This is a genomic window from Kitasatospora sp. NPDC059599 (genome assembly GCF_042735125.1).
GTDB lineage: Bacteria > Actinomycetota > Actinomycetes > Streptomycetales > Streptomycetaceae > Kitasatospora.
On sequence record NZ_JBHWCL010000047.1, the window covers coordinates 22,645 to 42,243 of the forward strand.

The window sequence follows — 19,599 nt, forward strand, 5'->3', positions numbered from 1 at the left end:
CGGTGATGGCAGCCGTGCCGGGTGTGCCGGGTGTGGCGGGTGTGGCGGGTGTGGCGCCGGTGTCAGTCGCAGACGCTCAGGCGCTTGCCGGTGCCGGTCGCGAACACGTGGGTCTCGTTGGCGATCGGCACCACGTGGATGGTCTCGCCGCGGGCCGGGATCTGGCGGCCGGGAACGCGGACGACCAGGTCCTTGTCCTCGCCGCCGATCTTGGTGGTGCCGTAGACGAAGCCGTCCGAGCCGAGCTCCTCGACCACGTTCACGGTCACCGCGACGCCCTCGATGCCGCCCGCCGGGACGATCTCGAAGTGCTCGGGGCGGACACCGACGGTCACCGTCTTGTCGGAACCGGCGCCGGCCAGGTTCTCGCGCGAGATGTTGACGACCGAGCCGCCGAACTTCACGCCGCCGTCCACCAGCGGCACCTCGACCAGGTTCATGGCCGGCGAGCCGATGAAGCCGGCCACGAACAGGTTGGCGGGCTTGTCGTACATGTTGCGGGGGGTGTCGACCTGCTGCAGCAGACCGTCCTTGAGCACCGCGACCCGGTCGCCCATGGTGAGCGCCTCGGTCTGGTCGTGGGTGACGTACACCGTGGTGATGCCCAGGCGGCGCTGCAGGCCGGCGATCTGGGTACGGGTCGAGACGCGGAGCTTGGCGTCCAGGTTCGACAGCGGCTCGTCCATCAGGAAGACCTGCGGCTGGCGGACGATCGCGCGGCCCATCGCGACGCGCTGGCGCTGACCGCCGGAAAGCGCCTTCGGCTTGCGGTCCAGGTACTCGGTGAGGTCGAGGATCTTCGCCGCCTCCTCGACCTTGGTCCGGATCTCCGCCTTGTTCACGCCGGCGATCTTGAGCGCGAAGCCCATGTTCTCGGCGACGGTCATGTGCGGGTACAGCGCGTAGTTCTGGAACACCATGGCGATGTCCCGGTCCTTCGGCGGCAGGTGGGTGACGTCCCGGTCGCCGATCCGGATCGCGCCGGAGTTGACGTCCTCCAGACCAGCCAGCATGCGCAGGCTGGTCGACTTGCCGCAGCCCGACGGGCCGACCAGCACGAGGAACTCGCCGTCCGCGATCTCCAGATCCAGCGCGTCCACCGAGGGCTTGTCCGCCCCGGGGTAGATGCGGGTCGCCTGGTCGTACGTGACAGAAGCCATGGTTGTTGCTCTCCTTCACCGGCAGGAACGTGCCGGACGATCCGAGTAAAGGGGTGTGTGGTTCTCGCTCCGTCGCCCCGTCAGTGGTCTGAACCACTACACGAACCGACTCCCGGCGACGCTACCTGCGCTTCCGCGGCTTGTCAGCCCCCCACCGACCCGATTTCGGCATCGGTTCCATCACGCCCACCCGCCCCACCAACCCCCGGATATCCCACCACCCCGCCACCCCGGCCCGGTAGACTGCCCCCGGTGCCGCCGTGATCCGTCGCGGACGGCCACCGTGCCTCCTTAGCTCAGCTGGCCAGAGCACCGCTCTTGTAAAGCGGGGGTCGTCGGTTCGAACCCGACAGGGGGCTCAGCACACCACCCCGGATGAGCTGCAGGTTTGGCCTTCTGGGGGCTTTGCCAACGGCCTCGGACTTCTCGTCCGAGGCCGTTTGCGTGAGCTGGATGGTCTGAACGGTCTGATCGGCTTGGCGTCGACCGGGCACCTGTGCACGGCCCTGTTCGCCCGGGGGGAACGAGTCGGGTCGCTGCCTCCGAGATCGCCGGGTCGGCCTGCGGCAGCGGGCCTGCCCGGCCTGCCCCCTTGAGACGGAGCATGTCGGCAGGGTGGATATCCCAGGGGCCCCCGATGCGCTGGCCTCGACCGGGGGCGGGGCCGGTCATCCGGTGATCGCGGAGAGCCGCCTTCGCAGGGGCTCCTCAAGGTCGAGGTTGTCGCCTCGAGTAGTGGTTTGCAGCAGTTCAGTGATGACGGCCAGTTCAGCGAACTGCCCGGCCGGCGTGTCGAGGATATGGGCGAGCTGCTGACGGAGCTGGGTGGCGGTGTCCGGCACGAGGAGGCTGTACGAGTACAACAGCGCTGCGTCGTACCCGGCAGGCGCGGCGCCCCAGCCTTCCCAGTCGAGGACCGTGAGGGTTGGGCCCGTGAGGTTGGCCCAGTGCAGGTCACCGTGGGCCGTCGTCCAGGTGGTCACCTTGGTGTCGATCGGGATGCCCAGGTACTGGGGCATGGCGCGGTTCAGGTATTCCTGCCGGACCGCCACCCGGTCGCTGGGAACGGTGGCAATGGCGTCGAGGGCGGTGCTGAGCGAGTCCCACCAGGCGTCGTCCAGGTCGGGTGCTTCCCGAAGGATCGGCTCGTGGGTAGCGATGGTCGAGGCAGTGATCTTGTCGTACAGCTCCGCCAGGTAGCCGTGCTCGCCCTCGGTCCAGGTTCGCCGCTCCCGCAGGCGCGGCCTGGGGACCGCAGGAGGCATGAGCCGTTCTGCCTCCTGCGGTCCCTCCCAGAGCTTCCCGCCGGCCTTGTCGGCCGGGGCCGACACCAGGCGGAGCCAGCCCTCGCCGGACGCCGTGGCAACCGGGCGGCTGAGGGTACGACCGCGCCAGCCCCACGCTTCGCAGGAGCCGACTGGCGTCGCGTCGAGCGCCGTTGCTGCTGTGGCGTGCATCCCGCGCATCCGCCTGGCGGCGTCCGGCTCAGGTTCCGAGTACATCAACGACCCTTCGGAGTACGTCCGGAGACAACGGCGGTCGGCCGACGGCTTCGGCGGCTTGCCTCCAGTGTTCCGGGTTCCCCGTCGACAGGAGCACGCGCTTCACCCCTGGGGCTGAGGCCACGACGGCGAGGGCGGTCTGGGCAGGGGTCTTGCCGGGGTTGATCAGCTCGGACAGTTCAGGGGTCACCATGCCGGGGATCTCGCCGCCGTGGAGCGGGGCGGAGGCGAACACCTCCAGTCCCGCAGCCAGGGCATCGGCCAACGGGCCGTGACCGTCGAGAGCCTGGGCAACGGGCGCGAGGTGGACGAGGGAGACCGGGAGCTGGATGGCCCACAGGTGATGATTCGGCCCGCCCGCCATGGTCGCGAGTTCGACCAGCGTGGGTACGTCGAAGAGGCCGCTGCTGAAGCCGTGCCAGGTCGCCACTCCGTAGGCGCCGATGATCTGTTGGCTGCACGCCTCCTCCAGAGCCAGGAAGGCGTTGTAGAGCCGGTCGGTGATCTCGCCGTCCGGACAGGCGTGCTCGGGGTTGTGGACGAACACCAGGTCGGGTACACGGCCGAGCATCAGCCTGCTGCGCGCCAGCTGCCAGGTGACGTAATCCGGGGCGAGGCAGTGCCCGCGTTGGGCGTCCGTTGCGGACAGGGCACCGGCTCGTACCCCGATGTGCCCGGCGCTGGCGGGGATGAAGCCCACTTTGGTGGAGACACACAGATCGGGGTAGGCGGCCAGAACCACGGCGAGCGACATCTCCGCCCGGCCGATTGCGTAGTTGGGCGCTGTGTCCACCCAGCCCGCACCACGGGAGGCGGCCATCAGCGCGGCCTCGGCCACATCGAGGCAACGGTAGGTGCCGAGGCCCAGCCAGGCTGTCATCGCGCGCCTCCGATCGCGGCGGCCTGACCGTCAACCAGCTCCGTCACGACACCGGCCGCCTGCCCGAGGCTGATGCCTGCGGCCTGAGCGAGATCGGCCAGCCGGTGCGGTTCCCCGTCGGCGAGGAGCGCGAGCATCGGCTCGGCCTTGGCGGCAAACGTCCATTCCTCGCCGCCAGCGGTCAGCCGGACGGTGCCGTCGGGCATGGCCGCGAGCGCGGGCCGCGTGGTGATCAGGCGTACCTGCAGGTTGGCATTCGGTGGGGCGGCCGTGATGTGGGGCAGCGACGGCGAGAGCCGCGCTCGCTCAGTGGCGTCGCGAGCGGAGGAGAAGCGGGCGATCAGGTCGTCGCTCGCTAGCTCTCCTGCGATGAGTTTGCCGATCGTGTCGAGGAAGGCGCGATGCTCCTCGGCGGCCCCGAAGCGCGGGATGTCCGCCCGTACGGCCTCGTGGGCGCGCAGCATCTCCGACAGCCAGGTGATCAGATCGGCGCCCGTTGTGCTCTGCAGCCCGCACGTGACGTGCAGCGAGTGCTGGCCCTCGGAGGCGGCGACGGCATGCCACCAGCCCCGAGGCAGATAGAGCACATCGCCGGCGGTGAGCACCAGATCGGCGACGGGTTCCTTGGGCGGCTGCTCCGGCGTCTCGACGTCGCGATGCATCGGCACGGTGCGGGTGGGGCCGTAGATGCGCCAGCGCTTCGCACCATCGAGCTGGACGACGACCACGTCGTGGTCGTCCCAGTGGACGCCGAAGCCCTCGGTGCCGGTCCAGGAGGCGTACAGGTTGACCTGCACGCCGGTTCGCAGCCAGCGCTCCAGCCGGCCGGCCAGAGCGCCGATGCCGGGGTGGAGTTCGTCGATGGTGTCCAGGACCAGCGTGGCGCCCTCGGCGAGACGCTTGTGCAGCTCGGAGGGCTGGAGCTGGTGCCAGACGGTGTTGCGCCGGGTGGTGATCGGCCGGGAGTAGGTGTGCGCGGGCACCTGCTCCCCGTTGGCGGCGAGGCGGAAGCGCGGGGGTTCGAACCGGTGGTGGGTCAGGATGGCGTTGAGGTCATCCCAGCTCATCAGTCCGGCGAGCGACGCGGCTTCACCGCGTGCGACCTTGAAGCTGCGGCCGAGCGTCCGGGCGAGGAAGTCATCCCCGCCCAGACGCTCAACCACCGAGAATTGCTCGGCGGTCATCGTGATGCAGCCGTCAGTCGTTGGTGTCGGTTCGGCCGGTGGAGCCGCCGTCCGACGGCTGCTCGCCGCGCGAACGGGCCGCAGCGACCTTCGTACGGGCGACCAGCAGGCCGTCGGACTCCAGCTCGGTGTCGGTCGTCAGGTTCTCGGGCATGAAGCACTCCTTCGGTTTCATGGGGCGGGCCGACTGCCCAGCCCCGTCGTGGGTGCAGTGATGGGTCCGTTGCCAGGGCAAGCCGCTGGCAAGGAACCTCAGGCGCTTATGCCGCGTGGCTGTTGACCAGCGCGGCTACCCGCATCCCCCAAGCCCGCGTCGGGGCGGGAGGAAGTCTTGTCAGGCACTGGTCGGGACGACGTCCCGTGCCTTCGGGGTCGCGGCCCTCACCAGCGCGGTGAGTCGCTCGTCGCCCGAGACGGCGGCGGTGGTGCCGACCTCGAACCAGATCCGTTTGCCGACGGGGTCCGGCTCGGCGCCCCAGTTCGTCGCGAGCGCGGCCACGAGGAACAGCCCACGCCCGTCGGTGGCGTCGAGATCGATCCCGCCGGCAGCCGGGAGTTCGTGGCCGACGTCCGTCACCTCGACGCGCAGCCGTTCACCGTCCCAGGACACGCACACGACGCACGGAGCGTGGGTGTGGGACACGGCGTTGGTGATCAGCTCGCTGGACAACAACTCGATATCGCGGAGCGCGTCCTTCGTCAGCGGCAGGTCCCAACCGCGCACGGTCCATATCACCCGCCGCCGGGCGTTCGGTACGGCCTTGACACTGGGCAGCACGCGAAAGCCGAACGGGGCGGGGGCAGTGGCCTGCCGGGTGGCGACGGACATGAGCGCGGACCTTTCACCGGGACGAGGTTGGCAGCGGGCCGATTCGCGCCGGGATTCACCCGGCAGGTATCAACAGAACCGCCTCCAACGCCGGTGAACCAGAGCAGAATTGAGGCGACAATGAGGCATCCGTGCTGCAAACCCGGGCATGACCTGGCCTGTTACGGCTGCAGACGAACTGACGTACCTCTGGAGGACGCGGGATGGCATCCAGGAGGTCCCGGCTGATCCAGCGCAGGGAGGCTGTCGGCCACACCCAGGAGTCCCTGGCTGAAGCCCTCGATGTGGACCGTACGACCGTGGGACGATGGGAGAGCGGCAGGGGTGCCCCACAGCCCTGGATGCGGCCGAAGCTCGCCCGCGCTCTGAAACTCTCGGCCGACCAGTTGGCCGACCTGCTGGCAGCACCCTCTGCGGCCGCCGGAGCAGTTCCACCGCCCAGCAGCCTCGGCGAAGCATCTCTTCCTGTGCCTGCCCGGCGCACGGACCACGACAACGACCTCGTATCGGCCGTGGCAGCCGACTCGGCAGAGTCCGCGCTCTTCCTCCGCTTCGCGAGCGCGTCCAACGTGGACGACACGCTGCTCGAACAGATCGACGCGGATATTGCGAGGCTGGCGGGGGACTACGTGAGCAAGCCTGTATCGGAGCTCTTCCACGACATCGGAACCCTCCGGCGAGGAGTGTTCGACTTACTCCGAGGCCGCCAACACCCCTACCAGACAGGCCATCTCTACCTGCAGGCCGGGCGCCTCTGTGGCCTGGCGACTCATGTCGCCCTCGACCTCGGCCAGTACACAGCTGCGGCTACGCATTCGCGAACGGCCTGGCGTTGCGCTGAGTCAGCCGGCCACAACGGTCTCCGGGCCTGGATCCGATCCGTCCAGTCCCTGATCGCCTACTGGCAGCAGGAGCACCGCCAGGCCGCCGAGTTGGCCAGAGCCGGACTGCCGTACGCGGACAGCGGGACGATCGCCGCCCGTTTGCTCAGCCTCGAAGCACGGGCCACCGCCGCGCTCGGCGACAGCGCGAGCGCGCTACGAGCTGTGGAAGCGGCCGCGGCGGCGCGGAGCGCAGCAGCCGCCGTGGACCTTCCCGGCGTATTCACGTTCCCCGAGGCCAAGCAGTGGACCTACGCCGGCACCGCCCTCCTGGCCTTGGGCAGCTGGTCGTATGTGAACCGCGCCATCGAGGCGTCCTCCAGGGCCATCGCCTTGTATGAGTCCGCACCGCGACAGGAGCAGTCCTCCGGCGACCTGCTGGCCGCCCGCCTCGACCTCGCCAACGCCCACCTCGCCCACGGTGACCTCGACGGCGTGCAGGAGAAGCTCTCGGTGGTGTTGGACGCCGCACCGGACCGGCGAACAGCGAGCATCTCCAGCCGCCTTCGGGCGCTGAGCGCCCGTCTTGCCGAGCCCGACTATGCAGGCTCCCCGATCGTCCTGGGTCTCCGTGAGAATGTCAGAGAAGCCTGCTCTCGACCCGCACTCACGAACCCTCCGGAGCTGCCACAGTGACGAGCAACACCGCACAGCAGGACGCCGCAGTCGCCGACAAGTCCATCCTCGCGAACAACGCCTACGCCGACGGACGCCACCTGGCCGCCCGCCAGTCGATCTACCGGTGGCAGCAGCCGCAGTACGACCTGCCCGGGATCGTCGTCGAAGAGCTGGCCGGCACAAGCGGGATCGTTCTCGACATCGGCTGCGGCAACGGCAAGTTCGTCAGCCGCTTGCACACGGACCGCCCGGACCTTCAGGTCGTCGGGATGGACATCTCGGCGGGCATCCTCGCCGATGTTCTGAAGCCGGTCCTGGTGGCCGACGCCCAGGCTCTGCCCTTCGCCAACGACAGCGCGGACGCCGTACTGGCCCTGCACATGCTGTACCACGTGGGCGACATCGAAGCCACGATCGAAGAACTGGTCCGCGTCCTCCGACCCGACGGTCTGTTCATTGCCTCGACGAATAGCGACACCGACAAGCACGAACTGGACCAGCTTTGGGCCAGAGCGGCAGGCGACGTTCTGGGCATTCCCGAGGGTCCGGCTCGGGTCTCGCTCAGCTCGCGCTTCTCCCTGGAGAAGGCCTCCGGCTACCTCGGTGCGGCGTTCAAGGAGATCCGAGTCCGGGAGCTACCGGGCATTATTGCGGTCTCCGACCCGTCGCCGATCGTCGCTCACCTGGCCTCCTACGAGGCATGGGCCGAGCAGTGCGGTGTTCCCTTCCGAGAGACCGTCAGTCGGGCGGCTGAGATTGTCGCTGCCACGATCGCGGCCGAGGGATCATTCAAGATCACGTGCCTCGGCGGCATCCTGACCTGCCTGCCCTAGGAGAGGCAGCCCGGGCGTCGCGAGTGGGTGCTGCGCATCGCAAAATAGCTCAGCAAACGGTGGTGCTCACGATCGCGCAACGCAGCCTGGCCGGACCCAAACTGGGCGGCCAGTCGGCCAGTGGTGTTTCGCTAGGCCAGAGTTGGGGAGTTGAGGGACACCGTGATCTGGTGTTCCGGGTCAGGCTTGAGGAGCCCGAGTGTGAACCCCGGAAGTCCAATCCTGGCTGCCATGTCTTGGAGGTACTGGCGCAGGTATGGGTACACCGCTGGCGTGGTAAGTACGTTGCCAAAGGCGTTCAACACTGCCTCGGAGATCGGAGGGCCCTCCGCCAAGCTGTAGTGGGCCACAACAGCGACGTGGAGGTCAGCGACCAGCGATTCGTCGTCCCCGGTTAGGACGCACTTGGCGTCGAACTTGTAATCGATCACTCCGTCGCCAGGGGCCATGCCAGATTCCATGGTCCAGTTGGCCTTGGTCGGGTGTTCGCCGCTGCTTCGGGTGGCGTGCAACTCCAGGGCGTAGACCGAAGTCAGCTCCGCGCGCTGAAGCACGGGAACCAGATCTGCTGGTCCGATGGTGGCTTGGTCGGTCATTTCCTCACCAAGGGACGCAGGGGCTTGAACTCGGAGGGCACTGGCCGGGCAGTCGGCTTCGACACCACGTGGGCGGAGCCTTCGAACCGAAGTGACCTGGTTGGATCGCTGGTGGCCTGGATCCTCATCTCCAAGAGCATAAGGTCGGATCCCATATCCACCGTATGGAGCGACTCGGTGCATACCGGGACAGCGTGGCCAACTTCTTCGGGCCAGCGCGGGGTGAGGGGCGCCAGATTCGTTAGGGCGAAGTCGATCTCGGTCATCTCCGCGCGGGTCGGGTGCTGCGCCTCATCGGCAAGGTCGTACTGCCGTAGCCACTCGTTCACCTCGGTCCAGAGCCAGACATTGGATCGACCGGCGGTGCCTTCAGCGGCAGGGAATGGCGTGCCGTTCGACTTGCGCTCGCCACTGATCCACTGGGCTACGTTCTGGCGCGATCTCTCCGTGCGGTCGGCGATCTCACTAATCCCCACTAGGTCTCGATCGAGACGCAAGACGCGCAGCTGGGGCACTGTTGCCTTGGCGGTAGAGACGCAGTCGAGAGCCGCCTGAACCGCGTTCTCACCTTCGGCGAGAACGGTCATGAGATCCAAGCCGCCTGCGCGCAAAAGCATTGCGTTTACATGATCGCGAAGAGCTTCTGTCGCTGATTCATCGTCGACGTCAACGCCGGCGACAATGAAGGTGAACTCGTACTCCATGAGGTTCCCCTTCTCCACTTACACGCCACCATGGCAGATCTGTTGTCAATCGTCAACGGGCAATCGGGTCAAATCGGACATGCGTGTGGGGCTAGTCACGTGGTCGGCCGGTCAAGCTGCGCTGCGGCGAGTCCTCCGGCAGCGGGCATCGGGCTGCCTTGCGGTCGATCTGCTTCGCCTCCCATGCTGGGTTCTTGGGAGTGCTGCTGATGGGGATCGTGGTGCAGCCGCCGTTCGCGCAAGGGCAGTACAGCTTGCCCCAGTGTCCGTCGTCGTGGATGGCCCATCCGGCCTTCACCCACTTTTCGAGAACCTTTCGGATCTCCTTCTTCGGATGGTCCCCAGGGCGGAGTGGCGCTCCTACCATTGGCATGTCCCTTTCGGGGCGAAGCGGCGTGTCGGGACCTCGATCTGCAGGCGCCATACCGCCGAAAGGCCAGCTGTCGCCGGGTTGCCAGGGCTGGGCGAGAACCTGTTGAGCTCAGACAATGGCTGCCCTTCCAAGAGCTCGCGGCCCAAATGGGCCGGCAATCTCGCCGACGCGCAACTGCGCCCTAATCACTAGGCCGTTCGAGTGGTGTCACGAGCGTAGCTGTTGTGGCGGACATTCGGGGCGCTGCAAAAGCCAATGCCGCGTGTCGCAGCTGCGCGATCATGCAGAGTAGCGATTCCAGGGCCGGAGAAAGCTCACCGCAAGGACGCCTGCGTGAGCGTTGCGTGAGCGGACGGGCTGGCACGAACCGCTCGGAGTTGGATCACGAAACCCACCGCGTGGCGCTGACCTGCAGGTTCAGCGCCACGCGGCATCAGGTGTCACGCCCCGTCATGATCCGGGTTCGTCTTGTAAAGCGGGGGTCGTCGGTTCGAACCCGACAGGGGGCTCCACGTCCGGCCCGGGTCAGAGGGTCGGAGAACGCCCCGGGCCGGGATCGGACCGGGGCGTTCTGACATCTCCGGATGACATCGGTCGGACTTGCGGCGACGCTTCAGCGCTTCGGCCGGCGGTCCGGGTCCTGCAAGTCCGGCCGAGCCACCGAATCGCCGCGGGCACCGGCCTTGTTGACGTACAGCCGCTCCTTGCCGGGCACCCGTCACAGCTTGGCCACCGGCTCCGTCACGTGTCCCCTCCTGCGTGGCCTCCCGGCCGGGATGAGCATGCCCACGCACCGAGCGGTGGGAACGGAAGCCCCGGCCGGCCGGGCCGGTTGGCGCGGCGGCAGCGGTGATGTGGTGAGGGAGGAGAGGAGGGGGCGTGGGTGCGGGCGGGGCGGGTGTCAGTCCGGGGGGAGGCTGAGGGTGGCGAGGGCGCCGCCGGTGGGGTGGTTGGTGAAGGTGAGGGTGGCGCCGATGACGCGGGTGTGGCCGGTGGCGATGGTGAGGCCGAGGCCGTGGCCGCGGCCGCGTTCGGGGATGTTGGTGCGGAAGCGCTGGGGGCCGTGCCGGAGCAGGTCGTCGGGGTAGCCGGGGCCGTGGTCGCGGACGGTGATGCGGTGGCCGTCGACGTGGACGTGGACCGGGGCGGCGCCGTGGCGGTGGGCGTTGAGGATCAGGTTGCCGAGGATGCGGTCGAGCCGGCGCAGGTCGGTGCGGACCCGGAGGTCGGCGGCGACCTCGACGGTGACGTCCAGCCCGGTGAGGGTGACGGTGCGCCGCACCGCGCGTTCCAGGGGGACGGCGGAGAGGTCGGGGGACTCGGCGTCGGCGTCGAGGCGGGAGACCTCCAGGAGGTCCTCGACCAGGCCGCGCAGGGCCTGGACCCGGTTCTGGACGAGCTGGGTGGGGCGGCCGGGCGGCAGGAGTTCGGCGGCGGTGACCAGGCCGGTGAGCGGGGTGCGTAGTTCGTGGGCGACGTCCGCGGTGAAGCGCTGCTCGTCGGCCAGTCGGCGGTGCAGGGTGCGGGACATCAGGTCGACGGCGGCGGCGAGGTCGGCGACCTCGTCCTTGCCGTCGACGAGTTCGCCGATCCGGGTGTCGGTCCCGCCGGCGGCGATTCCCCGGGCGGCGGTGGCGGCGGTGCGCAGGCGGCGGCTGATGCGGTCGGCGACGAGGACGCCGACCAGCACGGTGGTGAAGACCGCGGCGATGACGGTGAGCAGGATGATCCGGTCGAGGTCGGCGATGGCCTGCCGGTCCTGGGTGAAGTCCAGCCGGACGGAGAGCACACCGCTCAGGACCGGGCCGGCCGCCCACATCGACTCGCCCTTGCCGTCGGTCGCGAGCATCGAGCCCTGCCGGCCGCCGGCGGCGAGGGCGCGCAGCCGCTCGGGCAGCGCCGGGTCGTTGACGGCTGCGCCGCGGCCGGCCGGTTCGGGGCTGAGCTTGTAGCCGTCCTGGGCCGAGGCGAGGGCGGTGAGGGCGGCGGAGCGGGCCTGTTCGACGTGCTGACGGATCATCGCCTGGTGGACCAGCAGGCCGACGGCCACCGCGACCAGGACGGAGACGGCGGCGACGGCGGTGGCGATCTGGCGGCGCAGGGTCATGCGGGGCGCCGCAGCTTGTAGCCGAACCCGCGGACGGTTTCGATCCGGCCGGAGCCGATCTTGGCGCGCAGCCGTTGTACGTGGACGTCCACGACCCGGGTGTCGGCGCCCCACTCGTAGTCCCAGACCCGTTCGAGCAGGGTGGAGCGCTCCATGACGATGCCGGGGGCGGCGGTGAACTCCAGCAGCAGCCGCAGCTCGGTGGGGGTCAGCGGGACGAGGTGGCCGTCGACCCGCACCTCCATGCTGTCGGTGTCCACCTGGAGGCCGTCGAAGCTGCGGACCGCCGGGGAGGGCCGGGGGGAGGGGGATGACGGGGATGACGGGGACGCCACGGTGGGAGCGGCGGGAGCGGCGGGAGGGGACTGCAGGAAGGGCTGGGACGGCGAGGGGGACGGGGACGGTGCGGCCGGGGCGGACGCGTCGGCCGGGACCTCGGACGGCGGCGCCCCGGCGGTGGCCGCCGGGGCGACCGGGACGCGCCGCAGCACGGTACGGATCCGGGCGACCAGCACGGCGCTCTCGAAAGGCTTGACGACGTAGTCGTCCGCACCGGCCTCCAGCCCGGACACGACGTCCACCGGGTCGGTGCGCGCCGACATCATCAGGATCGGCAGCTGGCTCTCCTCGCGGATCCGGCGGCAGAGGCCGACCCCGTCGAGCAGCGGCAGCATGACGTCCAGCAGGAGCAGGTCGGGCCGGACGGCGCGGAAGGCCTCCAGCCCCTCCAGGCCGTCGGCGGCCGTGCTGACCGGGAAGCCGTATCGCTCCAGGGCCATCCGGGTGGCCTCGCGGATCACCTCGTCGTCCTCGACCAGGAGGATGTGCGGCTGGGCGGGGGCGGCGGCGGGGTACGTCGCGGGGGTCATCGCTTCGGCTCCGGGGACACGGCGGGGGCGGAGGGCTGGGAGGTCGGTCGGGGCGCGCGGGGGGTCGGGACGGCCCCGGCGGCGGTCGCGGTCGGAGGGGAAGCCGGTGCGGCGGACTTGACGGCGGCGTTGGGCGGGGCGGGGTCCGGGCCGGTGGGCGGCAGCACGCCGAGGCCCTCGTCCTTCCGCTCCAGCAGGACCAGTCTGGCGCCGTCCCATTGGTAGTGGCTGCTGGTCCGGACGTAGAGGCCGTTCGACTCGTACAGCCACAGGTCGGAGCCGATGGTCTCGGCGCTGAAGGTCCGTTGGACCTGGACCCGCAGGACGGGCAGGAGACGGTCCTTGTCGGGGGTGTAGACGTGCAGCACCACCGAGCCGGGGGTGATGACGGCGGTGATCAGCGAGAGCCTGCCGTCCCGGGTGAGGTCGCGGAACTCGGGAGTGCGGACCTCGCAGCCGCTGCAGGGGTCGAGGGCGGACCGCTCCTCCGCGGTCACCGCCGGGTCCTTGGCGAGGACGGTCCGGGGGTCGACCGCCGTGATGTCCTGTCCGGTGACGGTCACGCCGGGCACGGGCTGCGGCGGCGGCTGGGTGGCGCCACCGCCGGTGGCGGGCTGGACCGGGGCCGGTGAGGCGTTCAGGTTCGGCCAGAGCGCCTGGGGGACGGGCGGTGGCGTGACTGTCGGGACCGGGCCCTGGTCCTGCAGACCACCGGGGGTGGACCGGCCGAAGGCCAGCGCGGCGAGGGCGAGGAGGACGAGCAGGCCGACCAGGGCCGCCACGGGGACGGCGCCGGGTCGGCGGCGGGGTGCGGGTGGTGCTGCCACGGTCGCTGCTCGTCCTCCTGATCTGTGGTGGTGCGGCGGGCCGGCGGCTCCGGCGGGGGCCCGTGCGCGACTCCTCCGCCGCCGCCCGACCGACCGGGCCCTGCTGGTAGGTCGTGCGGACGGCGGTCGGGGGTTCCCCGGCGGACCGATCAGGGCGGCTCGGGAGGCGTCGGGCCGGCTCGGGAGCCGCCGGCCCGGTCAGGAGCAGCCGGTCCGGGGCGGGAGGACTCAGGCCGGGTCGGCCAGCACGATGATGTTGTCCGTCCAGTGGCCGTCCGAGCCGATCTGCCCGCCGCAGGTGATCAGCCGCAGCGCGGGTGCGGGCGTGTTGCCGTAGACCTGTTCGGTGGGGAAGCCGTCCTTGGCGGCCTGGAGCAGTGTACGGACCTTGAAGTCCACGGTGCTGCCGTCCGCCCGCAGGACCCGGACGAGCTCGCCGGGCCGCAGTTTCGGCAGCTGCCGGAAGACCGCGGGGCCGTGCACGGTGTCGTAGTGCCCGATCAGGACGGCCGGCCCGGTCTCGCCCGGGGTCGGGCCGTTGCGGTACCAGCCGACCTCGTCGCCCCGGTCGGCCGGCGGCACCTGCACGGTGCCGTCGGCGTTCAGCCCGAGGTCGGTCACCGGCGCGTCCACTCCGACGGAGGGGATGAGCAGGCGCGTCGGCGGGGACGGCGGGACGGGCTTCTCGGCGGTGGTCGCCGGGCCGCCGGTCGGTCCGGTGGTCCCGCCGGCCGGTGCGGCCGGCGGGGTGTCGGCGGTGCTGCTGCCGTGTCCCGAGGCCTCGATCCGCACCACGGGGGTCTCCCGGCCGGACAGCGCCAGTGAGACGCCGAGCACCAGGCAGAGCAGACCCGCCGTGCCGAAGGCGGTCCGGCGCAGGCGGCTCGGGCCGGGGTCGGCGGCGCGGCGCCGTCCGCGTCGTCCGCGCCGGTGTCCCGGGCCGCGGGCGGGTCGGCCGTCGTGTGTGCGGCTGCCCTGCGTGTGGCCGTCGTGCGTGCGGCCGTCGTACGCGCCGCCGTCGTGCGTGCGGCCGTCGTGCGTGCGGCCGTCGTACGTGGGGCCGTCGTACGTGGGGTCGATGTGCGTGCGGCCGTGGCCGATGGTCCCCGCCGTCGGGGCGGCCCCGGCGCCGTTCCCCCCACTGGCCAGGTGCGGGGGAGCGGCGCCGAGGTGCCCGGCGGACTCGGGACCGGTGTCAGCCGCGCGCACCGGAGCGGCGGCGCAGGACGGCGAAGCCCAGCGCGCCGGCGCCGACGGCCGCGACGGCGCCGCCGCCCGCGAGCATCAGGCCGGAGCTGTCGGAGGCACCGGAGCCGTCGCCGGCCTGCGCGGCGCCCTTCGGCACCTCACGGACCTGCGGCTGGCTGCCGTTGGGGGCCTGCGGCGCGGCCGGGGCGGCGGCCTTCGGGTCGGCCGGGGTCGCGGTGGCGGTCTTCACGGCCGGGCCGGCGGCCTTCGGGTCGGCCGGGGTCGGCGTGGCGGGCGACGTGGCGGCGGCGCCCGCAGCCGGCGAGGCGACGGGCTTCGGCGCGCCGTCGGCCCAGGCCTGTCCGCCGGTCATGGCGGTCAGCAGCGCGGCCCCGGTGAGGGCGCAGACCGCCAGGACGCGGCGGGCGGGCGAGCGATCGGTACGGCTCCTGCTCATGCTGTGGTCTCCATCTGCATCGGTGGTACGTCGGTACGTCGGTACGTCGGTCTTCGGTTCGGTCGATCGCGTTACGCGCGGCTTCGCGGATCGCGTCGCCCGGGGACGGCGCGGATCGCGTGATGCGGCGTGGCGCGATGCGGTGCGGTCGCGGACGTTCGTCGTCGGCGCCGGACTCGTACGTCCTCGTCGCGGACGCCCCGGGCCGGTGGGGCCGGTCCGGTAGGTCCAGCCGGTCCGGCCGGGGCGTGGTGATGACGGTAGGAGGGCGGTGTCGCGGTCCTCGGCCGGTCGTGTCACGGCCGTCCATCGGCTGCGTAACAGCCGCTCTGCGGCACTGCCGCACTGCCGCACTGCCTCACCGCCGCTCCCCGACCCGCCGCACCGCCCGACCGCCGCACCGCACCGCACGCTCGCACCGCCCCGTCGTCGTGATCGGAGAACCGCCGCGGCTGCCGGTGAGCACCCCCGCCCCCCGGCGCGTACTTCCGGGTGGGGAATCGAGCAGATCTACGGAGAGGTGGTAGCGATGAGCATGCTGGCCAACCTGGTGCCGGCGCTGCGCCATCCGCGCAAGCGGACCGGGACCGGCAAGGAGACCAAGGACTCCAAGACGAACGACCGTCGTCGCCGCCGTCATGGAAGCAACTCGCGGCACTGACGGCTTCGCCGTCCTGTCAGGGCCGGGCCGTCCTCGGCCCGGCCACATCCCGTGGGCCGGAGCCGTACCGTGTGGTCGCTGAAGCGGTTGACGGCCGTCGACACGGGTGACGGCGACGGCCGGGTGGACCCGGTCGTCGCCCAGGCGCCGGCCGTCCCGCTGCTGCGGACGTTCGGGCGCTTCTGGCCGTACACCCGCGGTGGCCGGCGGTGGCTGGTCCTGTTGTTGGGGTTCGTCCTGCTCGGGCCGGTGGTCGACGCGGCCGCGATCTGGCTGTTCAAGGTCGTCGTCGACGACGTACTGGTGCCGCACAGGCTCGGGCTGTTCCTGCCGGTGGCGCTCGGCTACGCCGTGCTGGCGCTGGTGGCAGGGGGTCTGCACTTCGCCGACGAGACGACCTCGACCTGGGTCAGCGAGCGCTTCCTGCTCGCCCTGCGCACGGACGTGTTCCGCCACCTCCAGGGCCTTTCCCTGGGGTTCTTCGAGCGGCGGCGGCTCGGTGACGTCCTGTCGCGGCTGACGTCGGACGTCGAGGCGGTCGAGACCTTCCTCCTCTCGGGCGTCCTCGACGTGGTCGCGTACGTCGCCGAGCTCGCCGTCTTCCTCGCGGTGCTGTTCTACCTGCGCTGGGACCTCGCCGCCGTGGCCCTCGTGGTCGCGCCGGTGTTCTGGTTCACGGCGCGACGCTTCTCGGTGCGGGTGAAGGCCGCGTCCCGGGAGCGGCGGCGGCGCAGCGGTTCGGTGAGCGCGCTCGCCGAGGAGACCCTGGACAACCTCGCGCTGGTGCAGGCGTACAACCGGCAGGACTGGGAGCAGGAACGGTTCCTCCGCGAGAGCCTGGCACGGTTCCGGGCGACCATGGCCGCGACCCGGCTACGGGCGCTGTTCGCGCCGATCGTGGAACTGCTGGAGCTGGCCGGTGCGCTGATCGTGCTCAGGCTGGGCGCCTGGGAGCTCGCCCACGGCCGGCTGACGCTCGGCGAACTCCTCGTCTTCGTCACCCTGCTGAGCCGGCTGTACAGCCCGATCCGGGGGATCTCGCGGCTCAGCAACGGCTTCTACTCCGCCTCGGCCGCCGCCGAGCGGATCATCGAACTGCTCGACCAGCAGCCGCAGGTGGCCGACCCGCCGGCCCCGCTGCGTCCCGCCGGGATCCGCGGCGCGGTCGCCTTCGACAGGGTGTGGTTCCGCTACCCGGGCACGACCCGGGTGGCGCTGTTCGACGTGTCCTTCCGCGCCGAGCCGGGCGAGACGGTCGCCCTCGTGGGAGCGAGCGGGGCGGGCAAGTCGACGATCGCCAAGCTGCTGCTGCGCTTCTACGACCCGGAGCGCGGCGCCGTCCGCCTCGACGGCCTCGACCTGCGCGAACTCGCCCTCGCCGACCTGCGGGAACACATCGCGGTCCTGCTGCAGGAGACCCTGGTGATCCACGGCACCGTCCGGGAGAACATCGCCTACGGGCGGCCCGGCGCGACCGACGCCCGGATCGTCGCGGCCGCGAAGGCCGCCGACGCGCACGAGTTCGTCAGCCGGCTGCCGGACGGGTACGACACGCTCGTCGGTCGGCAGGGCGGCATGCTCTCCGGCGGGCAGCGGCAGCGGATCGCGATCGCCCGGGCGATGGTCCGGGACGCGCCCGTCCTGCTGCTGGACGAGCCGACCGCCGGGCTGGACGCGGAGTCCGGACGGCGGATCCTGGAGCCGCTCCGGCGGCTGATGAGCGGTCGGACGACGATCATCATCTCGCACGACCTGCTGACCGTGCGGGACGCGGACCGGATCGTGCTGCTCCGCGGCGGATGCGTCGCCGCCTGCGGCACCCACGAGGAACTGCTGGCCCGCGACGACGGCTACGCCCGGCTCGACCGGCTGCACCGGCCGCCGGTCCGGGAGGCGGCCAGGGAGGTGGCCCGATGAGCCCCCGCCGGCCCTCCACCGCCCGTCGGCCGCCGCCCGACCGCGAGCCGTTGCCCGACCGCGAGCCGCCGCCCGACCGCGAGCCGTTCTCGGACCGGCAGCCCTCCCCGGCCAGGCCTTCCCCCGCCCGACCGCCGTCCCCTCCCCGACCGCCGTTCCCGGCAGGGGAGTTCATCGCCCCCGGCTACCAGGTCCTGGCCCACCTGTGCCGCACCGGCTGGCTCGACGTGTACGACTGCTGGAGCGAGGAACGGGACTGCCGCTGCGTGGTCAAGGTGCTCCGGCCCGACCGCCGTCGCGAACGGAGGCTGCGCGAGCGCCTGCTCCGCGAGGGCCGCTGGCTGACCGAGTTCACCCACCCGCACCTGGTGCGCGGCTACGGCACCGGCGAACGCCCGCAGCCGTACGCGGTGCTGGAGACCCTCACCGGCGAGACCCTCGCCCACCTGCTGGACACCCGACCGCGCCGTCCGGCCGCCGCCGACCTGGCCCTGCTCGGGCTCCACATCTGCTCGGCGACCCGCTACCTGCACGGGCAGGGCCTGCTGCACCTCGACCTCAAGCCCTCCAACATCGTGATCGACTGCCGCCGCGCCAAGGTGCTCGACCTCAGCATCGCCCGCCCCCCGGGCCCGGGCACCCCCGGCATCGGCACGGACGGCTACCTCGCCCCCGAACAGGTCACCGGCGGCCCGCTCACGGCGGCCACCGACGTCTGGGGCATCGGCATCACCCTCTACGAGGCCGCGACCGGCGAACTCCCCTTCGACGAAGGGCCGTCGGGCCCCGCACCCCCGGTGTCCGCACGCCGCCGCCTGCCCCGCCCCTTCGCCGAGGCGATCGACGCCTGTCTGCGCCTCGACCCGGCCGCCCGGCCCGGCCTTCCCCGATTGGCGGCGCTGCTGGACGGTGTGCTCCCGTTCGGCCGCCGCGCGGTCCTGCCGGGGTCCGAGGATCCCGCTCACCCGGGAAGCGGCTCCACCGGGTGGTGACGGTCGTCGGTGATCGTCCGGGTGCCGCCGTGTGGTCACCGCCCGGCCCGCAGCTGCCGGAGGGTCCAGCCCGGGCCGATTGTGCCGCTGTGGGTGGTGAAGAGTTCGGCGGCTCGGCGGTAGGAGAGGCGGGCGCGGCCGGTGTAGGGGCAGCGGTCGGGGGCGGCGGTGCCGGTGGGGGCGCGGCGGTCGGTGAGGAAGAGCGGGCCTTCGGTGCGGCCGGCGATGAGGAGGGGGAGGAGCCGGGCGGTGCCGGTCCGCCAGTGGAGGGGGGTGTGCCCGGGTCGGGTGCGGCGGCGGGGGAGGTCGAGGTGGTCGGTGTCCAGGGCCAGGACGGTCTCGATCGCGGCGCCGGACTCGTGCAGCAGGTGCCAGAGCGTCTGCTCGCGTAGCGGTGCGCGGAGGGCGAACAGCGCGTGCAGTTGGTCGGGGGTCAACGGGCCTGCCGCCGCGGCGGGTCGGGGTGTCGGGCGGGGGTGCAGGTCGGCGGTCGGGTCGTCGTCGATCCAGCCGCGGGCCCGCCACCAGGCCGCCGCGGCGCGCAGGGTGGAGAGTTCCCGGTTGAGGGTGCGCGGGTCGGTGTCGGCGGCGCGGTGGGCGACGGCGGCGCGGAGCCGGCCGACGGCGTCGGGGTGGTCGAGCAGGGCGAGCGGCAGGACGGGCGGTCGGGCGCGCCGCCGTGCGGGGCCGGTGGGGGCGGGCCGGTCGGCGAGCGCCCAGGCCCAGGTGTGCAGCGCGATCCGGTAGATCCGCCGGGAGCCCTCGGCGAGCCCGGAGGCGGCGAGGTAGCGCTCGACGGCGACGGCGTACTCGACCGGGGGGAGTCCTGTCGCGTTCTCTGTCACATTCGCCTTCTTCCGCAGTAAATCAATCGCCCGGAGTTCCCGTGGAAATATCCGCATTGCGCAGTAAACAGCAGGTGGAGGGCCATGGGAACCCCTGTTTACTGCGGTCGCCGGGCCAATTCGGAACATTGATGCCGGTGGACTCAGGTTTTTCCTCGGAAACCCTTGAATTCGAC

19 protein-coding genes and 2 tRNA genes are annotated in these 19,599 nt (G+C 71.4%); 7 read left to right on the forward strand and 14 right to left on the reverse strand.

Features of this window, described 5'->3' with window-relative positions:
- Positions 1-62: 62 nt before the first annotated feature.
- Positions 63-1,160, reverse strand: coding sequence for an ABC transporter ATP-binding protein (locus ACFV04_RS18420; RefSeq protein ID WP_380340709.1), 1,098 nt, complete (start codon positions 1,158-1,160; stop codon positions 63-65).
- A 285-nt stretch (positions 1,161-1,445) separates the two neighbouring features.
- On the opposite strand from ACFV04_RS18420, the gene ACFV04_RS18425 reads away from it, so the two are divergent.
- Positions 1,446-1,519: transfer RNA gene (locus ACFV04_RS18425), tRNA-Thr, on the forward strand.
- Between the two features lie 309 nt (positions 1,520-1,828).
- Here the strand turns inward: ACFV04_RS18425 and ACFV04_RS18430 are convergent.
- The 5 genes from ACFV04_RS18430 to ACFV04_RS18450 form a co-directional block, all read right to left on the reverse strand.
- A complete protein-coding gene (locus ACFV04_RS18430) occupies positions 1,829-2,617 on the reverse strand; it encodes a hypothetical protein (RefSeq protein ID WP_380530114.1) in 789 nt (262 codons plus the stop codon).
- Between the two features lie 28 nt (positions 2,618-2,645).
- Complete coding sequence (locus ACFV04_RS18435) at positions 2,646-3,542, reverse strand: aldo/keto reductase (RefSeq protein WP_380530117.1); 897 nt, start codon at positions 3,540-3,542, stop codon at positions 2,646-2,648.
- Complete coding sequence (locus ACFV04_RS18440) at positions 3,539-4,726, reverse strand: cupin domain-containing protein (protein WP_380530120.1); 1,188 nt, start codon at positions 4,724-4,726, stop codon at positions 3,539-3,541. The genes ACFV04_RS18435 and ACFV04_RS18440 overlap by 4 nt, the downstream gene beginning before the upstream one ends.
- A gap of 13 nt (positions 4,727-4,739) precedes the next feature.
- Entirely contained in the window at positions 4,740-4,880 is a 141-nt protein-coding gene (locus ACFV04_RS18445; RefSeq protein ID WP_380530123.1) for a hypothetical protein, read from the reverse strand.
- Between the two features lie 180 nt (positions 4,881-5,060).
- Positions 5,061-5,555 carry an ATP-binding protein gene (locus ACFV04_RS18450; protein ID WP_380530126.1) on the reverse strand — a complete coding sequence of 165 codons (495 nt, stop codon included), beginning with the start codon at positions 5,553-5,555 and terminating at the stop codon, positions 5,061-5,063.
- A gap of 203 nt (positions 5,556-5,758) precedes the next feature.
- On the opposite strand from ACFV04_RS18450, the gene ACFV04_RS18455 reads away from it, so the two are divergent.
- Complete coding sequence (locus ACFV04_RS18455) at positions 5,759-7,072, forward strand: helix-turn-helix transcriptional regulator (RefSeq protein WP_380530129.1); 1,314 nt, start codon at positions 5,759-5,761, stop codon at positions 7,070-7,072.
- Entirely contained in the window at positions 7,069-7,887 is an 819-nt protein-coding gene (locus ACFV04_RS18460) for a class I SAM-dependent methyltransferase (protein ID WP_380530132.1), read from the forward strand. The genes ACFV04_RS18455 and ACFV04_RS18460 overlap by 4 nt, the downstream gene beginning before the upstream one ends.
- Positions 7,888-8,018: 131 nt before the next feature.
- Here the strand turns inward: ACFV04_RS18460 and ACFV04_RS18465 are convergent, their stop codons facing one another.
- Both ACFV04_RS18465 and ACFV04_RS18470 read right to left on the reverse strand, forming a co-directional pair.
- A complete protein-coding gene (locus tag ACFV04_RS18465) occupies positions 8,019-8,483 on the reverse strand; it encodes a hypothetical protein (protein ID WP_380530135.1) in 465 nt (154 codons plus the stop codon).
- Positions 8,480-9,187: a helix-turn-helix transcriptional regulator gene (locus ACFV04_RS18470; protein WP_380530138.1), complete on the reverse strand. Its 708-nt coding sequence runs from the start codon at positions 9,185-9,187 to the stop codon at positions 8,480-8,482. Before ACFV04_RS18470 ends, ACFV04_RS18465 begins: the two co-directional genes overlap by 4 nt.
- A 795-nt stretch (positions 9,188-9,982) precedes the next feature.
- Between ACFV04_RS18470 and ACFV04_RS18475 the strand changes: the two genes are divergently transcribed.
- Positions 9,983-10,072: transfer RNA gene (locus tag ACFV04_RS18475), tRNA-Thr, on the forward strand.
- 389 nt (positions 10,073-10,461) lie between these two features.
- Here the strand turns inward: ACFV04_RS18475 and ACFV04_RS18480 are convergent.
- From ACFV04_RS18480 to ACFV04_RS18500, 5 genes are all read right to left on the reverse strand, one after another.
- Positions 10,462-11,667, reverse strand: a complete 1,206-nt coding sequence (locus ACFV04_RS18480) for a sensor histidine kinase (protein ID WP_380340718.1) — start codon at positions 11,665-11,667, stop codon at positions 10,462-10,464.
- Positions 11,664-12,536, reverse strand: a complete 873-nt coding sequence (locus ACFV04_RS18485; RefSeq protein WP_380530141.1) for a response regulator — start codon at positions 12,534-12,536, stop codon at positions 11,664-11,666. Before ACFV04_RS18485 ends, ACFV04_RS18480 begins: the two co-directional genes overlap by 4 nt.
- Positions 12,533-13,363, reverse strand: coding sequence for a hypothetical protein (locus ACFV04_RS18490; RefSeq protein WP_380340724.1), 831 nt, complete (start codon positions 13,361-13,363; stop codon positions 12,533-12,535). Before ACFV04_RS18490 ends, ACFV04_RS18485 begins: the two co-directional genes overlap by 4 nt.
- A gap of 228 nt (positions 13,364-13,591) precedes the next feature.
- Entirely contained in the window at positions 13,592-14,572 is a 981-nt protein-coding gene (locus tag ACFV04_RS18495; RefSeq protein WP_380530144.1) for a class F sortase, read from the reverse strand.
- Positions 14,559-15,008: a sortase-dependent protein gene (locus ACFV04_RS18500; protein WP_380530147.1), complete on the reverse strand. Its 450-nt coding sequence runs from the start codon at positions 15,006-15,008 to the stop codon at positions 14,559-14,561. Before ACFV04_RS18500 ends, ACFV04_RS18495 begins: the two co-directional genes overlap by 14 nt.
- A gap of 529 nt (positions 15,009-15,537) precedes the next feature.
- Between ACFV04_RS18500 and ACFV04_RS18505 the strand changes: the two genes are divergently transcribed.
- The 3 genes from ACFV04_RS18505 (at position 15,538) to ACFV04_RS18515 (ending at position 18,578) form a co-directional block, all read left to right on the forward strand.
- On the forward strand, positions 15,538-15,669 hold the full coding sequence (locus tag ACFV04_RS18505) for a hypothetical protein (protein ID WP_360252756.1): 132 nt from the start codon (positions 15,538-15,540) through the stop codon (positions 15,667-15,669).
- Between the two features lie 69 nt (positions 15,670-15,738).
- Positions 15,739-17,586, forward strand: coding sequence for an ABC transporter ATP-binding protein (locus tag ACFV04_RS18510; protein WP_380530150.1), 1,848 nt, complete (start codon positions 15,739-15,741; stop codon positions 17,584-17,586).
- Entirely contained in the window at positions 17,583-18,578 is a 996-nt protein-coding gene (locus ACFV04_RS18515; RefSeq protein WP_380530153.1) for a serine/threonine-protein kinase, read from the forward strand. Before ACFV04_RS18510 ends, ACFV04_RS18515 begins: the two co-directional genes overlap by 4 nt.
- Before the next feature lie 35 nt (positions 18,579-18,613).
- Here the strand turns inward: ACFV04_RS18515 and ACFV04_RS18520 are convergent, their stop codons facing one another.
- Positions 18,614-19,423 (reverse strand): hypothetical protein, encoded by an 810-nt coding sequence (locus ACFV04_RS18520; protein ID WP_380530156.1) that lies wholly within the window; start codon positions 19,421-19,423, stop codon positions 18,614-18,616.
- Between the last annotated feature and the right edge of the window lie 176 nt (positions 19,424-19,599).